The organism is Pseudomonas aylmerensis, assembly GCF_001702265.1.
Lineage (GTDB): Bacteria > Pseudomonadota > Gammaproteobacteria > Pseudomonadales > Pseudomonadaceae > Aquipseudomonas > Aquipseudomonas aylmerensis.
Genome location: NZ_MAUE01000032.1, coordinates 72,515 through 91,532 on the forward strand (window position 1 = coordinate 72,515; position 19,018 = coordinate 91,532).

The 19,018-nt window shown below is 62.7% G+C and carries 14 protein-coding genes and 1 pseudogene; 2 read left to right on the forward strand and 13 right to left on the reverse strand.

All coding sequences use genetic code 11. The features are described from left to right. Nucleotides 1-12: 12 nt before the first annotated feature. The 6 genes from BBG20_RS21460 to BBG20_RS21485 all read right to left on the reverse strand — a co-directional run bounded on the left by BBG20_RS21460 (nt 13) and on the right by BBG20_RS21485 (nt 5,814). Nucleotides 13-774 (reverse strand): fimbria/pilus periplasmic chaperone, encoded by a 762-nt coding sequence (locus BBG20_RS21460; RefSeq protein ID WP_065906875.1) that lies wholly within the window; start codon nt 772-774, stop codon nt 13-15. Then, complete coding sequence (locus BBG20_RS21465; RefSeq protein WP_158267379.1) at nt 771-3,374, reverse strand: outer membrane usher protein; 2,604 nt, start codon at nt 3,372-3,374, stop codon at nt 771-773. The genes BBG20_RS21460 and BBG20_RS21465 overlap by 4 nt, the downstream gene beginning before the upstream one ends. Before the next feature lie 19 nt (nt 3,375-3,393). Further along, nucleotides 3,394-3,954: a fimbrial protein gene (locus BBG20_RS21470; RefSeq protein ID WP_065906878.1), complete on the reverse strand. Its 561-nt coding sequence runs from the start codon at nt 3,952-3,954 to the stop codon at nt 3,394-3,396. Between the two features lie 50 nt (nt 3,955-4,004). Then, nucleotides 4,005-4,514 (reverse strand): fimbrial protein, encoded by a 510-nt coding sequence (locus BBG20_RS21475; RefSeq protein ID WP_065906879.1) that lies wholly within the window; start codon nt 4,512-4,514, stop codon nt 4,005-4,007. A gap of 438 nt (nt 4,515-4,952) precedes the next feature. Then, nucleotides 4,953-5,576, reverse strand: a complete 624-nt coding sequence (locus BBG20_RS21480) for a Pr6Pr family membrane protein (protein ID WP_065906880.1) — start codon at nt 5,574-5,576, stop codon at nt 4,953-4,955. Nucleotides 5,577-5,580: 4 nt separating this feature from the next. Continuing rightward, the gene (locus BBG20_RS21485) at nt 5,581-5,814 is read right to left on the reverse strand and encodes a VF530 family protein (RefSeq protein WP_065906882.1); all 234 of its coding nucleotides are present in this window, start codon (nt 5,812-5,814) and stop codon (nt 5,581-5,583) included. Nucleotides 5,815-6,026: 212 nt separating this feature from the next. Here BBG20_RS21485 and BBG20_RS21490 point away from each other — a divergent pair, with 212 nt between their 5' ends. Together BBG20_RS21490 and BBG20_RS21495 are read left to right on the forward strand one after the other, a co-directional pair. After that, entirely contained in the window at nt 6,027-8,045 is a 2,019-nt protein-coding gene (locus BBG20_RS21490; RefSeq protein WP_065906884.1) for a TonB-dependent receptor, read from the forward strand. A gap of 400 nt (nt 8,046-8,445) precedes the next feature. Next, nucleotides 8,446-10,863 carry a glucose/quinate/shikimate family membrane-bound PQQ-dependent dehydrogenase gene (locus BBG20_RS21495; RefSeq protein WP_065906886.1) on the forward strand — a complete coding sequence of 806 codons (2,418 nt, stop codon included), beginning with the start codon at nt 8,446-8,448 and terminating at the stop codon, nt 10,861-10,863. Nucleotides 10,864-10,927: 64 nt separating this feature from the next. On the opposite strand, the gene BBG20_RS21500 is transcribed toward BBG20_RS21495, so the two are convergent. The 7 genes and pseudogenes from BBG20_RS21500 to BBG20_RS21530 all read right to left on the reverse strand — a co-directional run bounded on the left by BBG20_RS21500 (nt 10,928) and on the right by BBG20_RS21530 (nt 18,965). Beyond that, nucleotides 10,928-13,264 carry a putative bifunctional diguanylate cyclase/phosphodiesterase gene (locus BBG20_RS21500; protein ID WP_065906888.1) on the reverse strand — a complete coding sequence of 779 codons (2,337 nt, stop codon included), beginning with the start codon at nt 13,262-13,264 and terminating at the stop codon, nt 10,928-10,930. Nucleotides 13,265-13,472: 208 nt separating this feature from the next. Then, on the reverse strand, nt 13,473-14,645 hold the full coding sequence (locus BBG20_RS21505; protein WP_065906896.1) for an ABC transporter substrate-binding protein: 1,173 nt from the start codon (nt 14,643-14,645) through the stop codon (nt 13,473-13,475). Further along, nucleotides 14,642-15,616: a CobW family GTP-binding protein gene (locus tag BBG20_RS21510; protein WP_065906898.1), complete on the reverse strand. Its 975-nt coding sequence runs from the start codon at nt 15,614-15,616 to the stop codon at nt 14,642-14,644. Before BBG20_RS21510 ends, BBG20_RS21505 begins: the two co-directional genes overlap by 4 nt. A 12-nt stretch (nt 15,617-15,628) precedes the next feature. Beyond that, nucleotides 15,629-15,931 (reverse strand): hypothetical protein, encoded by a 303-nt coding sequence (locus BBG20_RS21515; protein ID WP_065906900.1) that lies wholly within the window; start codon nt 15,929-15,931, stop codon nt 15,629-15,631. A 13-nt stretch (nt 15,932-15,944) separates the two neighbouring features. Continuing rightward, entirely contained in the window at nt 15,945-16,694 is a 750-nt protein-coding gene (locus tag BBG20_RS21520; protein WP_065906901.1) for an SDR family NAD(P)-dependent oxidoreductase, read from the reverse strand. Nucleotides 16,695-16,850: 156 nt separating this feature from the next. Beyond that, a pseudogene (locus BBG20_RS21525) lies at nt 16,851-17,614 on the reverse strand (SDR family NAD(P)-dependent oxidoreductase). Between the two features lie 10 nt (nt 17,615-17,624). Further along, nucleotides 17,625-18,965 (reverse strand): MFS transporter, encoded by a 1,341-nt coding sequence (locus BBG20_RS21530; protein ID WP_065906903.1) that lies wholly within the window; start codon nt 18,963-18,965, stop codon nt 17,625-17,627. Nucleotides 18,966-19,018: the final 53 nt, after the last annotated feature.

Sequence of the window (19,018 nt, forward strand, 5' to 3'; positions counted from 1 at the left end):
CCGCAGCAGGCGCTACTCATTAGGCGATGAGACCTGCGCGTTCACGGTGCAGGTTTCGCCACTGCAGGTGAACGCCAGGAGCGGGCGTCCACCGTAATCGTTGACGTAGGCCAAATACGGGGCCTGGCCAAGTGCCGTGGCCGTTGGCCCCAAGGCCAGCGCCCCCTTGGGCGGGATCATCACCGGTTCAAAGCCCGCCACGGTTTTGCCGTCTTTGCTGCTGCGCGCGTCCACCAGGGACACGTAGTAAGGCGTGGGGTTATTCACCTGGTATCGGTCGCCCTGCCGGGTCAGGGTGAGCTTTTCCTGCCAGGGGTTGGACAAGTCCTGCTGGCTGGGCATGATGGCTTGGGGGCGATAGAACAATTTGATGCGGGTCTGCAGCGCAATTTGCAGGGTGTTGGATTTGTCGCTGCGCGGCGGAATTTCCCGCAGGTTGAAGTAGTAAACGGTCTCGCGATCCTGGGGCAACGATTTGACCGCCGGCAACGCCTGAACTTTCACCTGGCTTTGTTTACCGGGCTCCAAGCGTTGAACCGGCGGTAGCACGATCAAGGGCGAGGTGATTTTGTTGCCCTGCTCATCCTCGATCCACCCTTGGGCCAGGTACGGTAACTGGGTGTTGTTATTGGTGATGTTCACGCTGGTGGCATCCTTGCCACCCTCAAAGATCACACGGGTGCGATCCAGGCCAACCGCAGCGTTGGCGGCCGGGTTCAGGCCTGTTGCCAAGAGTGCGAAGAGCAGGAATCTAGAGCGCGTATTGAGCATCATGAGGCGGGGTTCTCCGTATCGGTACGCTTGCCGGTCAGCGATGCTGGCTCGGGTGAGGATTGATCAGTGGCTACACTCTGGCAGCGCAGTTGCAGGGCATCGCTCAAGCTGTCGGCTGGCAAAACCACAGGGAGCGTGAGCAGGCATTGCTCGAGGCCACTCCAACTGACAATCATCTGCTCACCGGCCTGGATGCCACTCAGGTAAACAGCACCGCCGTCGTTCACAATCCCGGTGTCCTGCTGTTTTAGGTTCTTCACCGTCGCGCCGAAGGGCGGTGAACTGCCATCCGGCAGGCGCAGCACGGCCATGGCCTTTTCACCGGCAATCACGTCCAGCGATCGATAACCGATGGCCCCTTCGGTGAGTGTCAGTTGCGTCACCGACTGCGTGGCTTCGACGTTGCTCGGCAAGCTCTCCAGGTCGACACTGGCGGCGGTGCGCTGGTAGCTGCTGATATCGGAGATCACCGCCTTGCCGAAGATGTTGGTGCGGGTCGACACGCCGTAGCCCCGCACAGGCACGTCGGGTACCCCGCCGGAGTCGATCATCAGACGGGTTCCGCCAACGGCATTGGTTCGGTGCAGGGCTGCACCGTAGGGCGTGAGTGTGCCGCCACCGCGAACAGACGCACTGAGGGTCCTGCCATTGCCTTGTTGTGTGCTGGCGCTGAGATCGATGTCAGCCTGGTCGCCAATATGGCTCAGGTAACCGCTGGTAGAGTTGTCACTTGCACTGAGCTGATAGCTATTGCGCTCATCGAGGCGGTCACTGTAACGCGTGGCATAGCTCTCTTTGCCCGAGGTCCTGCTGCCATCCAGCGACAGTGTGCCGCTGCGCCCCAGTGGCAGGCTGACCGTCAGCGCCATTCCGCTATCCTTGTAGGCGTATTCCTGACTGCGGTACATATTCAGGGACAGGCTCATGTTCCTGACTGTCCCCAGATTAAAGTAGCGCGACATGGACAGGTTCCAGCGCTGAGTGTCCGGGCGCCCCCAATACGTCTGTTTGTTGTAACTGGCGTAGACGGTCGCCCCAAGGTCACGAAACTGTTTATTGAGCGTCACCGTATACAGTGACTTGCTGTCGCCAATCGGTTTCCAGCCCTCGATGATCTCTACGTTCTCGATCCCGCCGAGCTCGCCGTTCAACCCGTAATGGCTGGCGTCCAGGTACTCACTCATGCTCAAGTAGTTTTTCTCGGAAAACCGGTAGCCGGCAAACGTCACCTGGCTGTCGTACTGCTCGAAGTGCTTGGAGTATTGAAGGCGGTAGGATTTGCCCGAGAGCGCCTGATTCCACACGCTGGCGTGGGACTGGGTGACATCCAGCGATACGGCGCCGAACGCCAACAGGTCACGACCGGCGCCGATAGACAACGCACGGTAGTTGTTATCGGTGATAGCACCGCCGAACAGCGACCAGCCATTGCTGACGCCCCAGGAGAACTCACCGGTACCGAAAAAATTGCCATTGGCGCCGTATTGAAGATCGGAGGGCCGCCCCAACGCCAGCTTGTAACGAACCTGGCCAGGACGCGTCAGGTAGGGAATGCCTGCCGTGTCGATCTGGAAGGTGTGGACCGAACCATCCTGCTCTTCCACCCGTACATCCAGGGTGCCGCTGACGGCGTCATTGAGGTCCTGGATACGATACGGGCCTGCAGCGACCAGCGTTTCATACAGCACGCGGCCCTTCTGGCTGATAACAACCCGGGCGTTTGTCTTGGCGACGCCCACCACTTCCGGGGCATAACCGCGCAAGTTGGGTGGCAGCTGGCTTGCATCCGAAACGAGTGCGGCACCGGTATAGCGGAAGCTGTCAAACAGGTCCGAGTACAGATAGTCCTCTCCCACCGTCAGGCGCGCCTTCAGCGCAGGCACTGCGCGATACGCGTAGTAACGACTCCACTCCAGTTGTTGTGGATCGCCGTACCCACTGTCGAGGCCCTTTTCGACACGCCCCTGCCAGTCCGCCCTCAGGCGCCAGGCGCCGGCATTCGCCCCCACGGTGCCGTTACCCGTCAAGTTGTTACGGGTGCCGTCATTCTTCTGGTAGCGGGACTGCACCGTCATGTTGTAATCGATCAGCAGCCCCGGCACGCCCTCATCCCAGCGGGAAGGCGGATCCCAATTGATGGCGCTGTATTCAAGGTAGGCCTGGGGCACGCTGATGTTCAGCGTGGAGGTGGCCAGATCGCCACTGACCTCCATGCCCGGCAAGCTTTCTATATCCAGGCAGTCATGGCCTTTCCACCACTTGAGTTCGGCAGCGCTCGACACTTTCAGGCCCAGCAGGTCCACAAGCGCCGGCGACAGACAGGCCTGGCTGCCTTTGGGATCATTATCGGGGGGATAGAACGCCACCGACTGCTCGGCCATCGCCTGATTATTGATCTGCACCACCATCGAGTAAGTGCCAGGCAGAATAAAACCGCTGCGGGCAAACCGAGACAAGTCAATATTGGTCCGATCACTTAGATCGAGGACGTCTGTATTGAACTCAATATCCCCGCTCGCCATAGCCGTGCTCGGTAATAATATCAACCCACTAAAAAAGTTTGAGCGCAGCGTATTCTTGACCTTCGCCGTATTCAACATGCAAGCAACCCATCAAAGTTCAGAAATATTCCAACTTGAATCGCACGGTGGCGCGGTGTGCTCCGGCCACTATGGGCAATCCGTTGCCAACAAAATGAAGCGTGAAGTGCAGCGTCATGTCGCCTTCCGCCAAGGGGTGCGGTGTCATCGGCTGACCGGGAATACTTAATTGGCCAACCGAATCTTGGATATTGAGAGCAACACCTTGCGAGCCACCCAATACAGCAAAAGAGCGACCCTCCCTGTCGGAGGGACCGTCAAATGTCACCCGCAGGTGCTGCCAGTCGGGCAGCGTTACCCCGGGGCGTAACGGATCGGTGCGACTCAATGTGCAATTGACCAGGCGCAGTTGGAAGGATTGGTCGCCGCCCCTGGCGCGTCGTAAAAACCGGCCGATAGGCTCAGGGTCCATATCGATGGTTTGATCGACGCTGACCAACTCCAACCCGCAGGCCGAGTCAACGACCTCTCCTCCCAGCGTGACGAGCCCATCCCCGTGCGCAAGCTCCTGGGCAACCCCCCAAGGGCTGGCGAACATCGCCAAAGAAGAGGTGATAGCGAGACTTACGAATGTTTTCACCTGTGCCTCCACCCGCCTCCCCCGCCACGCTGGGTGGCGGGGGAAAAAGCTTACTGATAAGCCAAGGTGAAATTGGTCACCGCGCTGAAATCACCCGGCAACACGTCGCCCGTAGCAGCGCCTTGCACATAGGCACCGAACTCCAGCGTGTTATCACCGGTGGCAATGATCTGCGGCGTGGTAGGCACGCCCAATCGAACGGGTTGACTGCCATGGGTCATCATGATGCCGACGTTGCCCGCGCTACCGACGGTGCCCAGCGCACCCGGCACCACGCCGGATGGCGCCCCGGTGAAGGTCGTGGTCACCGTGTTATCGGTGAGGCCGGCCAGGTCGCAACCTTCGAGTTCAATCAGCAAGCGCCGTGGCTCGGACTTCCCACCCGCCTGCAACTGATGCTTGGCAATCGCGCCAAGGGGAATGGTTTGATCGACGGAGTCAGGCTTGATGGAGCAGGCGCCGGAATGCACCGAACCCAAAAAGGTGACCGTTCCATCCGCCGCCTGGGCAACAGACACAGACCCTACCAACAACCCGATGGATAACAGCACAGTGTTCATTTTGGCTTTCATGTCTAGAGGCTCACAGAGTAATAAACGTCATTAAGTCATTCCGACGCCTGAGCGCGCAGAACGCCCTACCTTTTTCCAATTACTTGTATTGCAACTCAACTCGCTTGATGAGCCCGAGTGATTATCCAGTGCAGACTTTAAAAGGAAAGTCGGCCCGTTCATTTAATGACGTAGCCTGACGACGCCAAGACTTATAAGAAAATTATGGCAATTTGCCAAAACTTTATATTCATCTGTAAGACGTGGATGACGTGAAGTTTATAGGTGCCGAGTTATCGGTAACTATAACTGTAAGAACCGAACTACATCACTTTGAAAGTCAACGCTTTCATGTAGAAAGATTAACTAATGAATTGAAGCGTTCGAGAGGAGGCGCGCAACCGCTCGACGAGACGGTGCTCGCCGGGTAGGTAAGGAAAGCATCAATCAGGAGCGGGGCTTGATGCGCTTATCCAGCCTCACCACGGCCAGTGCAACCAGCACAAACCCCGCCAGAATCCCCCCGGCATTCACGAACACTTGTGGATAACCAAGGGTGCCGACATCGATGAACGGGTACTGATACTGCCCGAGCAAATCCCCGCGCAGCAGCGCATAGCCGAAGTACACCAGCGGGTAGATCACCCACAGGCCGATGTGTTTCAGGCGCAGATGGCCCTTGGGCACATACCGCCACCAGTACACGACGAACAACACCGGCATGACGTCGTGCAGCAGCTCATCGGCGATAAATTGAAAGCCCTCGGGCTGCCACAAATGCCGCAGCAACAGGCTGTAGGCGAGGCCCACCACCACGATGCTCACTGCGATGCCACTGCTGATCGCGGGCGCGAGAAACCACCGCTTCGCCGGCGAGTCGCGCTTGACCCACGCATAGCTCAACACCACCGCCGCCAGGGTGTTGGTGAGCACGGTGAAGAAACTGAAAAAGTTGATCAGCCCGCCCAGCAGGCTGGCGCCGGCGTCCCAGCGCGAAGAGAAGATCAGGTATTGCTGAATCGCCAACCCGACCCATCCGGCCAGCGCCGCTGCCGCCACATACCGCTTCATGAGGTCAGTCCAGCGGGCGTTTGGTGCGCATCAGCTTGACGTACAAGCCTTCGACTTTTTCCCGCGCCCACGGCGTCTTGCGCAGGAAGGTCAGGCTCGACTTGATGCTCGGGTCGCTCTTGAAGCAGCGGATATCAATGCGCTCGGCCAGGCTTTCCCATTCGTAATGTTCCACCAGGGTGGTGAGGACGTGCTGCAGGGTCACGCCGTGGAGTGGGTCGTTGCTTGTCGCGGTCATGCCGGGCCTTTTGCAATAAGAGGAAATACAGCCGCGCACCTTAGCCGACGGGGCGTACCGGTGGAAGCACTGCATTGAATATAGCCCGTGGGAGAAAGTTCCCCTTTTCAGCGAAAAAAGAGATGTTATATTGTAACTATACTTATCAAAAGTAAGCCGTTCGATACCGTCTGCAGCCTTCTCTTTTTTGCCGTTTTGCCAAGGAATGTCCGATGTCCCTCTCCTCCCTGTGGCGCTTGACCCCGCTTGCCGCCGCCCTGTTGATCTGCTCCGAAGCCCACGCCCTGGAACTGCAACCCCAAGTCATCACCGGCAACCCGCTGGGCAGCGAGCAACTCGCCTCGCCGACCACCGTGCTGGAAGGCGATGACCTGACCCTGCAGCAAAAAGGCAGCCTCGGCGAAACCCTGAACAAGCAGCCCGGCGTGTCGTCTTCGTACTTCGGGCCGGGCGCCAGCCGGCCGATCATCCGTGGCCAGGACGGTGACCGCATCCGCATCCTGCGCAACGGCGTGGGCGCGCTGGATGCCTCGTCGCTGTCCTACGACCACGCGGTGCCACTGGACCCGGTCAACGTCGACCGCATCGAAATCGTGCGCGGCCCGGCAGCGCTGCTGTACGGCGGCAGCGCCATCGGCGGCGTGGTCAACACCTTCGACAACCGCATTCCCACCGAAGCCATCGAAGGCATCCACGGTGCCGGTGAATTGCGCTACGGCGGCGCCGACACCACGCGCAGCAGCGCCGGCAAGCTGGAAGCCGGCAACGGCACCTTCGCCTTGCACCTGGATGCGAATGCGCGGGAATTCAACGACCTGAAAATCCCCGGCCAGGCACGCAGTCGCCACGCCCCGGAAACCGATGACGCCCCCGGTAAGAACGGTCGCCTGGGCAACAGCGACGGACGCCAGGACGGCGGCGCGGTGGGCGGCTCCTACACCTGGGATGACGGTTACGCCGGGCTGTCCTACAGCAGCTACGACGCCAACTACGGCTCCCCCGCCGAGCAGGACGTGCGCATCCGCATGAAGCAGGATCACTACGCGTTCGCCTCCGAAGTCCGCAACCTGCAAGGCCCGTTCACCTCGGTGAAAGTCGACGCGGGCTACACCGACTACGAGCACCGTGAAATCGAAGGCGGCGAGACCGGCACGATCTTCAAGAATAAGGGTTATGAGGCACGGGTTGAAGCCCGTCACCAGCCACTTGGCCCGCTCGACGGGGTGGTCGGTGCACAGGTCACCCGCAACGAGTTCTCCGCCCTCGGTGAAGAAGCGTTCGTGCCGCAAACCGACACCACGGCCGGCGCGCTGTTTATCCTCGAAGAAATGCAGGCCACCGAGCGCTTGAAACTCAGCCTCGGCGGGCGCCTGGAACACACCAGCGTCGACCCGGACGCCAAGGGCAACGAGCGCTTTGCCGGCGCCGACAAAAGCAATGACTTCACCGCCGGCAGCCTGTCCTCGGGTGCGGTGTACACCCTCACGCCGATCTGGTCGGTGGCCGCGACCCTCGGCTACACCGAGCGCGCGCCGACGTTCTACGAGCTGTACGCCAACGGTGCGCATGTCGCCACCGGTACCTATGAGCTGGGCAACGCCAACCTGAAGAAAGAAAAAGCCGTGTCCAGCGACCTGGCCCTGCGTTTCGACAACGGCACCCACAAGGGCAGCTTCGGCGTGTTCTACAGCCACTTCTCCAATTACATCGGCTTGCTGGGCACCGGTCGTACGCTGAACGATGAAGGTGAAGAAGACGCCGGCGGTATCCCTGAGTACGAATATTCCGGCGTACGTGCGCGATTTGCCGGCTTTGAAGCCCAGGACCACTGGAAACTCGGTGAAAGCGCCTACGGCAAGTTCGCCCTGGAGCTGTCGGGCGACTACACCCGCGCCACCAATCTCGACACCGGCGAAGCCTTGCCGCGCATTGCGCCACTGCGCTTGAACAGCGGCCTGCTGTGGGAACTCGACCGCTGGCAGGCACGTATCGATGTGGAACACGCCGCCGGCCAGGGCCGGGTGCCGGATAACGAGAGCGGCACCGACGGCTACACCACGCTGGGCGCGAGCGCAGGCTATCGCTTCAACGTCGGCGGCAGCCAATGGCTGGCGTTTGTGAACGGCGAAAACCTCACCAACCAGACCGTGCGCTACGCCAGCTCGATCCTGCGTGACATCGCGCCGGCACCGGGCAGAAGCGTGCAATTGGGTATCCGCACCACCTTCTAACCCACGCCTGCAGGCGCCGACTCGCCGGCGATGGCAGCCTCACGGGCCCATCGCCGGCAAGCCGGCGCCTGCACTTTTTGCAGCGACGTTCTGTCACTGTTACCAAATCGGAAATGATGCATCTTGCGATTTGTGCTTTCGCTTGGTGCACCAGCACTTTATCCTTGCCGCAACAAACTGAAACGTTTCACTCCCGCGGTCGATCCCATTTTGCCGAATTGCCCTCTCCTCGAAGACAGCGCTGTCTTGCACCGACCTGCGCCTGAAGGTCTATCGCCCGCCTGTGGATAACCGCCTGTCCCCAGAAAAACCGAATTAACGCTGAACCAAGCCCGCGCCGAATCGTCATCTACAGTGAAGCACGGGGTTACATAATTCCAACGTAACGGAGAAACACACTATGAGCACTGATGGTGCTTCAAGCCCAAGCCGCCTGCTGCCCAGGCTGCTGGGGATCTTGCTGCTGATCATGGGGCTGGCCTTGCTGGCCGGCGGCGTCAAGCTGAGCATGCTCGGCGGGTCGCTGTACTACCTGCTGGCCGGTATCGGCATCGCCCTGACCGGCGTGTTGCTGCTGGCTACCCGCCGCGCCGCGCTGGGCTTGTACGCACTGGTGTTGTTCGCCAGTACCGTATGGGCCTTGTGGGAAGTCGGCCTGGACTGGTGGCAGTTGGTGCCGCGCCTGGCACTGCTGTTTGCCCTGGGCATCGTCCTGCTGCTCCCGTGGTTTCGCCGTCCGTTGCTGCGTGGCCAGCCTGCCCCGCTGGGCACCGGCGCGCTGAGCGTGGCCGTGGTCCTGGCCGGTGCTGCCGCCCTCGCCAGCCAATTCACCAACCCGGGTGAGATGGTCAAGACCGGCCAACTGGACCGCGACGCGGTACCTGGCATGGCCAGTTCTGCGCCGGCCCAGGCCGATGGCGACTGGAACTCCTACGGCCGTTCGGCCCATGGTGATCGCTACTCGCCGCTGGCGCAGATCACCCCGGAGAACGCGCACAAGCTGGTCCCGGCGTGGACCTTCCGCACCGGCGACATTCCTGGTGCTGGCGATCCGGGTGAAACCACCGCGGAAAACACCCCGCTGAAAGTCAACGGCATGCTCTACGTGTGCACGCCGCACAGCCAGGTGATCGCGCTGGACCCGGACACCGGCAAGGAAATCTGGCGTTTCGACCCGAAGATCAGCACCGAAGGTGCCGAGAACTTCAAGGGCTGGGCGCACATGACCTGCCGTGGCGTGTCGTATCACGATGACGCCGTCTACGCTTCCGAGCAGAGCCCTACCGGCAGCGCCAGCCCGGCCGCCGCGCCGAATGCCTGCCCGAAACGCATCTTCGTACCGACCGCCGACACCCGTCTGATCGCCCTGAACGCCGACACCGGCAAGATGTGCGAAGACTTCGGCGACAAAGGCCAGGTCGACCTGCGTGCCAATATCGGCAGCTTCGCCCCCGGCGGTTACTACTCCACCTCGCCACCGGCCGTGACCAAGAACCTCGTGGTGATCGGCGGTCACGTGACCGACAACGTCTCCACCGACGAGCCTAGCGGCGTGATCCGCGCGTTCGACGTGCACACCGGCAAGCTGGTGTGGAACTGGGACAGCGGCAACCCGGACGACACTACCCCGTTGGCCGAAGGCAAGACCTACACCCGCAACTCGCCGAACATGTGGTCCATGTTCAGCGTGGATGAAAAACTCGGCATGCTCTACCTGCCGATGGGTAACCAGATGCCCGACCAATACGGCGGCGACCGTACCGAAGATTCGGAAAAATACAGCGCCGGCCTGACGGCCCTGGACATCGACAGCGGCCACGTGAAGTGGACCTTCCAGTTCACCCACCACGACCTGTGGGACATGGACGTGGGAGGCCAGCCTTCGCTGATCGACATCAAGACCGAAGCCGGCGTGAAGCAGGCAGTGATGGCGTCGACCAAGCAAGGCAGCATCTACGTGCTCGACCGTGCTACCGGCCAGCCGGTGGTGCCGATCCACGAAGTCGCCGTGCCGCAAGGCGCTGTTGCTGGCGACCACACCTCGCCGACCCAACCGAAGTCCGAGCTGAACTTCATGCCACCGCCCCTCAAGGAGCGTGACATGTGGGGCGTGACGCCGTTCGACCAGCTGCTGTGCCGCATCGATTTCAAATCCATGCGCTACGACGGCCCGTTCACGCCGCCTTCGCTGCAAGGCTCGATCGTTTACCCAGGCAACTTCGGCGTGTTCGACTGGGGTGGCATTTCCGTCGACCCGGTACGCCAGATCGCCTTCGTGAACCCAAGCTACATGGCGTTCAAGTCCAAGCTGATCCCGGCGGCCGATATCGCCAAGCAAGGTCCGCGCGTGAGTGAAACCGAAGGCGTGCAGCCGAACAAAGGCGCGCCGTACGGCGTGATCCTCGAAGCACTGCTGTCGCCCCTGGGCCTGCCGTGCCAGGCTCCGGCGTGGGGTTATGTGGCGGCGGTCGACCTGACCAACCACCAAACCATCTGGATGCACAAAAACGGTACCGTGCGTGACAGCTCGCCGGTTCCAATCCCCCTGACCATGGGCGTACCAAGCCTGGGCGGCACCTTCACCACCGCCGGTGGCGTAGCGTTCCTCAGCGGTACCCTCGACCAGTACCTGCGTGCCTATGACGTGAAAAACGGCAAGCAGCTGTGGGAAGGCCGCCTGCCTGCAGGCGCGCAGACCACACCGATGACCTACACCGGCAAGGACGGCAAGCAATACGTGCTGGTCATGGCTGGCGGTCACGGCTCGCTGGGCACCAAGCAGGGTGACTACGTGATGGCGTTCAAACTGCCGGATTAAGCACCACCGGCGGTACAAAAAAGGCGGCTACCCCCAGGGGTAGCCGCCTTTTTATTGCGCCTGATTAAACCGGAGTGCGCTCGCGGCGCATCCACATCTCGAAGGCCATGGCGTTGAGGGGACGGCTGATCAGGTAGCCCTGGGCCGTGTCGCAATTCCACAGTTTGAGCAGCTTGAGACTGGGCTCGAACTCGACCCCTTCGGCCACCACCTTGAGCCCCAGGTTGTGGCTCATCTCGATGGTGGAACGGACGATCACGCCGTCGCCGCTGGTGCTGTCGAGGTTGCGCACGAAGGACTGGTCGATCTTCAACTCCTGCACCGGCAGCCGTTGCAGCTGGGCGAGGGAAGAATAGCCGGTGCCGAAGTCATCCACCGAGAGGCTGATACCGCAACCACGCAATTGCTCCAGCACGCTCAGAGCCTGCTGCGGGTTGTGCATGATCGCGCTTTCGGTGATCTCGAAAAGCAGCTGCTGGGCCGACACGCCGTAGTGCATCAGCAAGGTGGTGACGCGGATCGCCAGGCCATCATCGGCCAGATCATCCACCGAGATATTCACCGACAATTGAATATGCAGCCCACGCTGCGCCCACTCGCCGATCTGGCGGATGGCTTCTTCGATCACCCATTGCGTGAGGCCGCCCATACTGCCGGTGCGCTCGGCCAGGGGGATGAATTCGGCGGGCGAGACCAGCCCCAGGCTCGGATGCTGCCAGCGCAGCAGGGCTTCGGCCTGGCGCACATAGCCGTGCTTGAGGTCGAGTTTGGGCTGGTAGCACAGGTACAACTCGCCTTCGACGGCGGCCCGGCGCAGGTCGCGGATCAAGGTGATCTGGCGCTGGTGGGCGAGATCGCGGTCCTGCTGATAGATCTGCAGGTAGCCCGGCAGCGCCGCCGCATCATGGCGAGCGATGGCGGCGCGGCTGATCAGCTCTTCGACCTGCTGGCCGTCGGCAGGGTAGGCAGCGATACCGATGCTGACTTCGTGGCGCAGTTCGTCATTGCCGATGCGCTGGGGTTCGGTGAGCACCGCGTAGAGGCGGTCGGCGCGGGCCACGGCGCGGTCGATCTCGGTATTCTCCAGCAACAGCAGGAACTCGCTGCCGGTGATGCGTGCTGCCGTGTCGCTGGCCAACAGGCTCATGGACAGGCAGCGGCTGGCTTCGCGGAGCATCTCCTCGACGCCCTCGGGACCGAAGCCTTCGTTGATCACCCGATAGTTCTCGATGCCCAGGTACAACAACACCACCGGCCGCCGCGCGCTGATCGCGCTGCCCAGGCGCTCCATGGCCAAGGCCCGATTGGGCAGGCCGGTGAGCGGATCATGCAGGGCGTTATGCGCCAGTTGCCGTTCGCGCACGGCGATCCCGCTTTGCATGGCGTTGAAGGCGCGCGCCAGGAGGCCGAACTCGTCATGACCGCGCACCCGCACCGGCGTGCGGTAATCGCCGGCACCGATCCGCCCCGCCGCCTCGACCAGCGCATTCAGCGGGCGCGACACGCGACGTGCGAGGAACAGCGCGCCGGCCAACGACACCAGCAGCACCGCCAGGGCAATCCCGAGGAACTGCCGGTCCAGCGGCGCGAAGGATTCCAGCGCATGGTCCAGCGGGCTTTGCAGCAGGACCCGCACTTCATTGCCGTCACCGGTATTGGCCAGCGGCAGTACCTGGCTGAGCACGCGCTGGCCGTAGAACAGGTGGATCTGCGGCTCGGGGTCGATAGGCGCTTCGCGCAGCAAGCTGAAAGTGGAGGCCTGGTACGCATCGGGCTGGGTGCTGAACAGCGGACCCGGCTTGCCCTCCTGCACGCTGAGGAACGACACCTCCAGGTTGCTCATGGAACGCAGCTCATTGGCGAACAGCTTGTCCATGGGAAAACCCATCACCACCCGTGCGATGGGCAACGGGTCGAGCACTTCCTCCTGCACCAGCAGGTACGGCCGGCCGTCCATGGCCACGATCAACATCTGCAGGCCGCTGCGCCGCGCGAGGCGCAGGGCGTTGTTATAGGGGAACACCTGGCCGCGCGACAGGACGGGCAAGGTGCTGACCATGACCTTGCCATCCAGGCCCAGCACAAACACTTCGCTGGAACGAATACCGGTGCCATGACGCCGCAGGGCGGCGAGGATCGGCACGGTCTGGCCCTCGGCCACGGCTTGTTTGAACGGGCCGTCGACGGTCAGCCAGTCAAGGCCGTATTGCAGGCGACGGCCGCGCAGGTCCAGCAGGCGTTCGAACACCTGGCTGCCGGTCTTGAGTTGGACTTGCGCCTGGTTTTCCACGGCGCGGGACGTCGCGGTCTTGACCGCGAAATAAGTGGCTGCGACGACCACCAGCAGCAACAGCGCCAACACCCCCGCAATGCGGGTTTGAAAGGTGTGGCGCCAGCTCATTGCAGTGCCCGCTGGCTGCCTTCGCCGCTCTCTGCCACTCGGTCCCTTTGTCATATGCTTTCCTGGCAACTGCTGACTGGCGTCAAAAAAATATCCATTTTGCATGAATATTTGGTTTGAGCAGATTAGCTGGGGAAAAGCATAAGCGCACTCAATAAATACGGGGATTTCACAGTCATTTTATTGGCGACACGTGCTTGACCGGCGCTCAGCCGCGCGCCCGCATAAAGTCCCCCCACCGCCGCACCAGGTAGTTGTGCTCATCCATGACCGAGTTCCACACCGCGATATGCCCCATGCGTTGCTCATAGGAGCCGCCATCGCGCACTTCGCCGATATCAATCAGCGGCAAGCCGTCGCTGCCCAGCAACTCCTCCCGCGCAGGCTTGCCGGCATACCAGTAATCCCATTCGGCGCTGCTCAGGTGATCACGCGTGCGCGCCGGGTTGCCGATGTAGTAACCCTGGCGCGCCATCACCGCACCGGGCCAGCCGGACAGCCACCAATTGAGATAGGCATACGCCGCATCCAGCACCGGCCCCTGGGCATGGCGCGACAACGACAAGCCGCCGAACCAGGCGCGATAGCCTTCGCGCGGCACCGCCAGGCGGTATTTCACCCCGGCGCGGTGCAGGCGCATCAAGGTCGGCGACCACAGGCTCTGGATATCGATGCTCGGGCTGAGCATCAATTGCGCCGCCTCCTCGTCATCGGACCAGAACGCCGCAAAGTGCCCTTCCTTCTGTTTGCGCACCAGAATGTCGGCCAGCACATCGATCTCTTCGATGCTCATGTTGCCGATGTCCTTGAAGCTGGCCAGCCCCGCGCCCTGCACCGCCAGCGCGGCGTCCAGCGCGCCGATGGCGGCGTCACTCTGCAGCGCCGTGCGTGCGCGCCATGCCGGATCGAGCAACCAGCCCCAGCTTTCATTGCCGTGGCAAAAACCCTCGGGCAAGCGTTCGGGGCGGTAGGCAAAACTGTCGGCGTTGTGGGTCAGCGGCAACATGCTGATGCGCTCGGTGACGGTGCTGCCGAGGCTGCCATCGTGCTGCACGAACAGGCGCTCGCTGGGCACGCTGCCGCTGCCCAGGCGGTCGTTCGGCGACAGGCGCCCGCGCTTGGGCAGGTCGTTGATCTCGTGCCACAGCGCCAGGCGTCGCGTGTCGATGGGCTGGATCGCGCGGGCCGGCCACACGAAGTCGACGTTGTGAAACCACTGGTCGTAGAGGTCGTAGCTGTCGGGCTGCATCACCGCGATGCGCTGGGCCTGTTCGACGTCGTGCACCTGGTACACCAGGCGGATGCCCAGCTCCTGTTCGGCGCGCACGCGCAGGCATTCGAGCAGGGTCACCGAGGTGCCGAGAACGCGCAATGTGATCATGCGGCGAACCGTCGCGAGAACACGTCGAAGGAGCGCCGCAGCAGCGCGGGGTCGAGCCCGCGCAGGATAAACACCAGGCGCGACTGGCGGTCGCTGCCCGGCCATGCGGGCAAGTGCACCGGGGCGTGCAGGCAATGCTGCACGCCATGAATGACGATGGGGGCGTTACTGGCGTTCACGTTGAGCAGCCCTTTGACGCGGAGGATTCGTTCGCCGTGGCATCTTAACAGCATCGACAACCACACCCCGAAACCCACCCAGTCCAGCGGCTGGTCGAAGGTCAGGCTGCACACCTGCGCGGCGCCGTGGGTGACGTTGGTGGCTTGATGCAGTTGCCAGCGGCTGACTTCCACGGCGGGCTCGGCGCTGCGCAGGCCTTCACCGAGCAGCAGTTGATCGCCGCTGAGAATGTCCTGTGTATCGAGGATCGGCGTACCGGCGTTCAGCCCCTGCAGATGCGCACGCAGCGCCGCGCAATCAGGCACCAGGTCAGTCTTGCTCAACAACAGGCGATCCGCCGCCGCGACCTGGGCCAGCCACTCCGGGTGCAGGCGTTCCTGCAGCGCGGCGTGACTGGCGTCGACCAGGGTGATCACCAGGCCGATATGAAAACGCCCGCGCAATTGCACGTCGTTGTTCAAGGTCGCGAGGATCGGCGCCGGATCGGCCAGGCCGGTGGTTTCCAGGATCACCCGCTTGAACGCAGGAATCTCACCGCGCTCGCGGCGTTGCAACAGGCCAAGCAGCGCGTCTTTAAGTTCGCCGCGGATCGAGCAGCAAATACAGCCGCTGGGCAGTAACACGGTATTGGGCGCCACTTCTTCCACCAGCAGATGGTCGATGCCGACGTCGCCGAATTCGTTGATCAGCAACGCGGTATCGCCGAGGCTTTCGTGCTGCAGCAGGCGCTTGAGCAAGGTGGTCTTGCCACTGCCGAGGAAGCCGGTGATCACATTTAGAGCGATGCTCATTTTCTTCTTACCTCATGACGCCTGCAGGTCCAGGTGATCGAGCAAGCGGGGATCGAGCGGGTCCAGCGGGCGGCCGAGCATGGTTTCAGCGGCCTGCCAGAGTTGATCCAGGCCGCTCGCCAACGCCTGTTTCCCGGTGGCGCCCAGCAGCAGGTAGGACGCGCCGTGGAAGTCTTCGACCTTGAGCCGGAACACCGCCAGCACCTGGTTGATGGCGGCGATACGGCGCAGGCGTTCGCGGCGCCTGGGCAGTTCGTCGCCCAGGGGGTCGCTCCAGTGCAGGTCTTCGCCGAGCAGTCCGCAGAGTCCGCACATGCCTACACCCCGCTCATGGCATGACATCGCCGGAATTGGGGCCCAGGGTCTGGCCGACAAACAGGTTGCCACCCGGTTCGCTGGCCAGCAGCAAGGCGGTGGGCGCGACTTCATCCGCCAGGCCGAAGCGGCCCAGGGGCAGTTCGGCGGCCTTGGCGCGTTTCCAGTCGGCACTGATGCCGCCCACCAGCGGCGTTTCGATAGGGCCCGGCGCGATGGCGTTGACCAGCACATTGTCCTTGGCCACTTCCAGCGCGAGGGACTTGGTAAAGCCGATCACCCCGGCCTTGGCGGCGGCGTAGTGGGTCAGCTCCGCACCGCCCTTGATGCCCAGTTGCGAGGCGACGTTGATGATCCGCCCCCAGCGCTGCGCGAGCATGTGCGGCAGGGCGCGCTGGCTGGCGATGAAGACACTGGTGAGGTCGACACGCAGCATGTCATTCCACATTTCGAGGGAGAGGTCGACGCAGCGCGCCTGGGTGAGCATGCCGGCATTGTTGACCAGGATATCGATGCCGCCGAAATGCTCGACGCAGCGGTCGACACTGGCCTGGGCGCCTTCGACCGTGCCGACATCGGCCAGGCACTCGACCACTTCGGCGCCAAGGTTGCGGCAGGTGATCGCGGTTTCAGCCAGGCTGGCAGCGTTGCGGTCGGAGAGCAGCAGGCGTGCGCCTTCGACGGCATAGGCGCGCGCGATGGCGGCCCCGATGCCGCTGCCGGCGCCGGTGATGACGGCGCGGCGATGAGTGAGTTGAGGCATGGTGAACTCCTTGAATAATCGAGTTGCGAACGCCGTTAAATATGGCAGCGGCTTGCTCGCGAAAGCGGTGTGTCAGTCGATGCATGCAGAACTGTTGCGCCGCATTCTTGAGCAAGCCCGCTCCCGCACTTGATGTGCATCAGGCTTGAATCCGCATCAGTCCGGCCAGCGCACGGTCAGGCCACCGTCGATGACGATGCTCTGCCCGGTCAAATAACTCGATGCCTCACTGGTCAGGAACTGCACCAGCGACGCCACTTCATCCGCCCGCCCTACCCGGCCCAGCGGAATTGCGCGCGCCGCTTTCGCCAAGCCTTCCGGCCCCAGCGAATTTTTCGCATCCAGCGACTGCGGCGTCTCGATCAAACCGGGAATCACCGCGTTGCAGCGAATGCCCTTGGGCGCCAACTCCACCGCCAGCGACCGGCACAGCCCCGGCACACCGGCCTTGGCTGCCGCGTAGTGACTGTGCTCCTGCCAGCCATACACGCCGCCGGCAATCGACGAAATCGCCACCAGCGCGCCGCCCTCGTGCATATGCCGGGTCGCCGCGCGGAAGGTGCGCATCACCCCCGTCAGGTCGACATTGAGCATCTCGTCCCACAGCGTATCGGTCATCTCCAGCAACGGCGCGCGGCGCAGCAGACCCGCGTTGGCCACTGCGTAATCGAGGCGGCCAAAATGTTGCACGGCCTGCTCGGCCAGGGCGTCCACCGAGGCGCTGTCGCCCACGTCCAGTGGCAGCATCAGGCACTCGCCGCCGGCCGCTTCCACCAGGGCCACAGTGGTGTGCGGGTCATGGGGATCGGCGGGGTAATACNCCCGCCGACCACCGCCACGCCGTTGCGCGCATAGGCCACGGCGAGGGCTTGGCCGATGCCGCTGGCGGCACCGGTAATCAAGGCAACTTTACGGCTCATCAAACACTCCTTACTGAACGGTTTCCGGACGCACGTGGCGTGCGGCAAACATCAGGGCGCCGGACAAAAAGCACGGCAGTGCACCGAACCACAGCGCGGCGGTCTGCCAGTCGCTGCCGGCGGACAACACCTGGGTCGCGCCAAAACCTGCGACTACCGCGCCGATCGGGCCCATGGCATGGATGATCGCGCCACCGGTGGCGCGGATGCTGGTGGGGAAACTTTCGCTGATGAAGAACAGCGCTGCCGAGTACGGCCCGATCAGGAAGAACAGGCCCAGGCTGTACAGCCCGACGACCATCGCCATGTTGCTCGGGCCAAACAGCATGCCGGCGAACGACAGCCCGCCGAGCATCCAGCCCAGGCCGATCACGTTGCGGCGGCCGATCTTGTCGCCCATCCAACCGTGGCTGAGGTAGCCGCAGTAACCCACCAGGTTCGACAGTACGAGGATGATCAGCGAGTTCTCGAACGAGATGTGGTGCACGCTGACGATCACCGAAGTCCCCAGCACGCTGAACACCTGGATCGCCGCCCAGTTGAGCAGCAGCGCTGCGCCGATCACCAGCGTGGCGCGGCGTGCCGGGCCACGGAAGGCCGCCTTGAGGCCGGCCTTGCTGTGTTCGTCGTAGTCCACGCCGTAGGTCGCGGCGACGTTCTGCGCGTCCTTCACCGCGCCGCTTTTACGCAGCTCGCTGATGCGCTGGTGGATCTGGAACTGCGGGCTCTCCTTGAGCTTTCGCGCCATGATCGCGATCACGATCGCCGGGATCGCGGCGAAGATGAAGCAGCCCTGCCAGCCAATGACCGGCAGCAACAGCGCGGTCAACCCGGCGGCGATCAACGCCCCGACCGGCCAGCCGCCCTGCACCAGGCTGTAGATGAACCCGCGGCGCTTGGTCAGGCGCGGGTCTTCGGAGGCGCCATACAGCTCGCTCAAGTAGGTCGCGTTGACGGTTTCCTCGGCATAGCCCAGGCCGCCCAGCGACCGGATCAGAATCAGCGGCGACTTGCCCCATGCCCCACCAATCGCGGTGAGTGCCGAGCAGAGTGCCGAACCGGCCACGGTGAAGATGATGCCTTTGCGCCGACCCAACTTATCCACGACCGGGCCAATGGCAAACGCGACCACCGCCGTGCCCACCGCCACCCAGGTCGCGATTTCAGCTTGCTCCACTTCACCCCAGCCAAAGTGCCGGCCGATCTCCGGCAGCAACGTGCCGAACAGGATGAAGTCATACACCGCAAACACCCAGGCGAAAAACGCGATCCAGGTGGCGAAGCGCACTTCCTGGGACGTCAGTTGCCGGGGTTTCCAGCCAGTCAGGTCAAGCTTGTTGTAGATGGACATGGGGCGCGCCTCAAGGATTTGACCGGCAGGCGCCGGCAAGCCGGCTCCTGCAG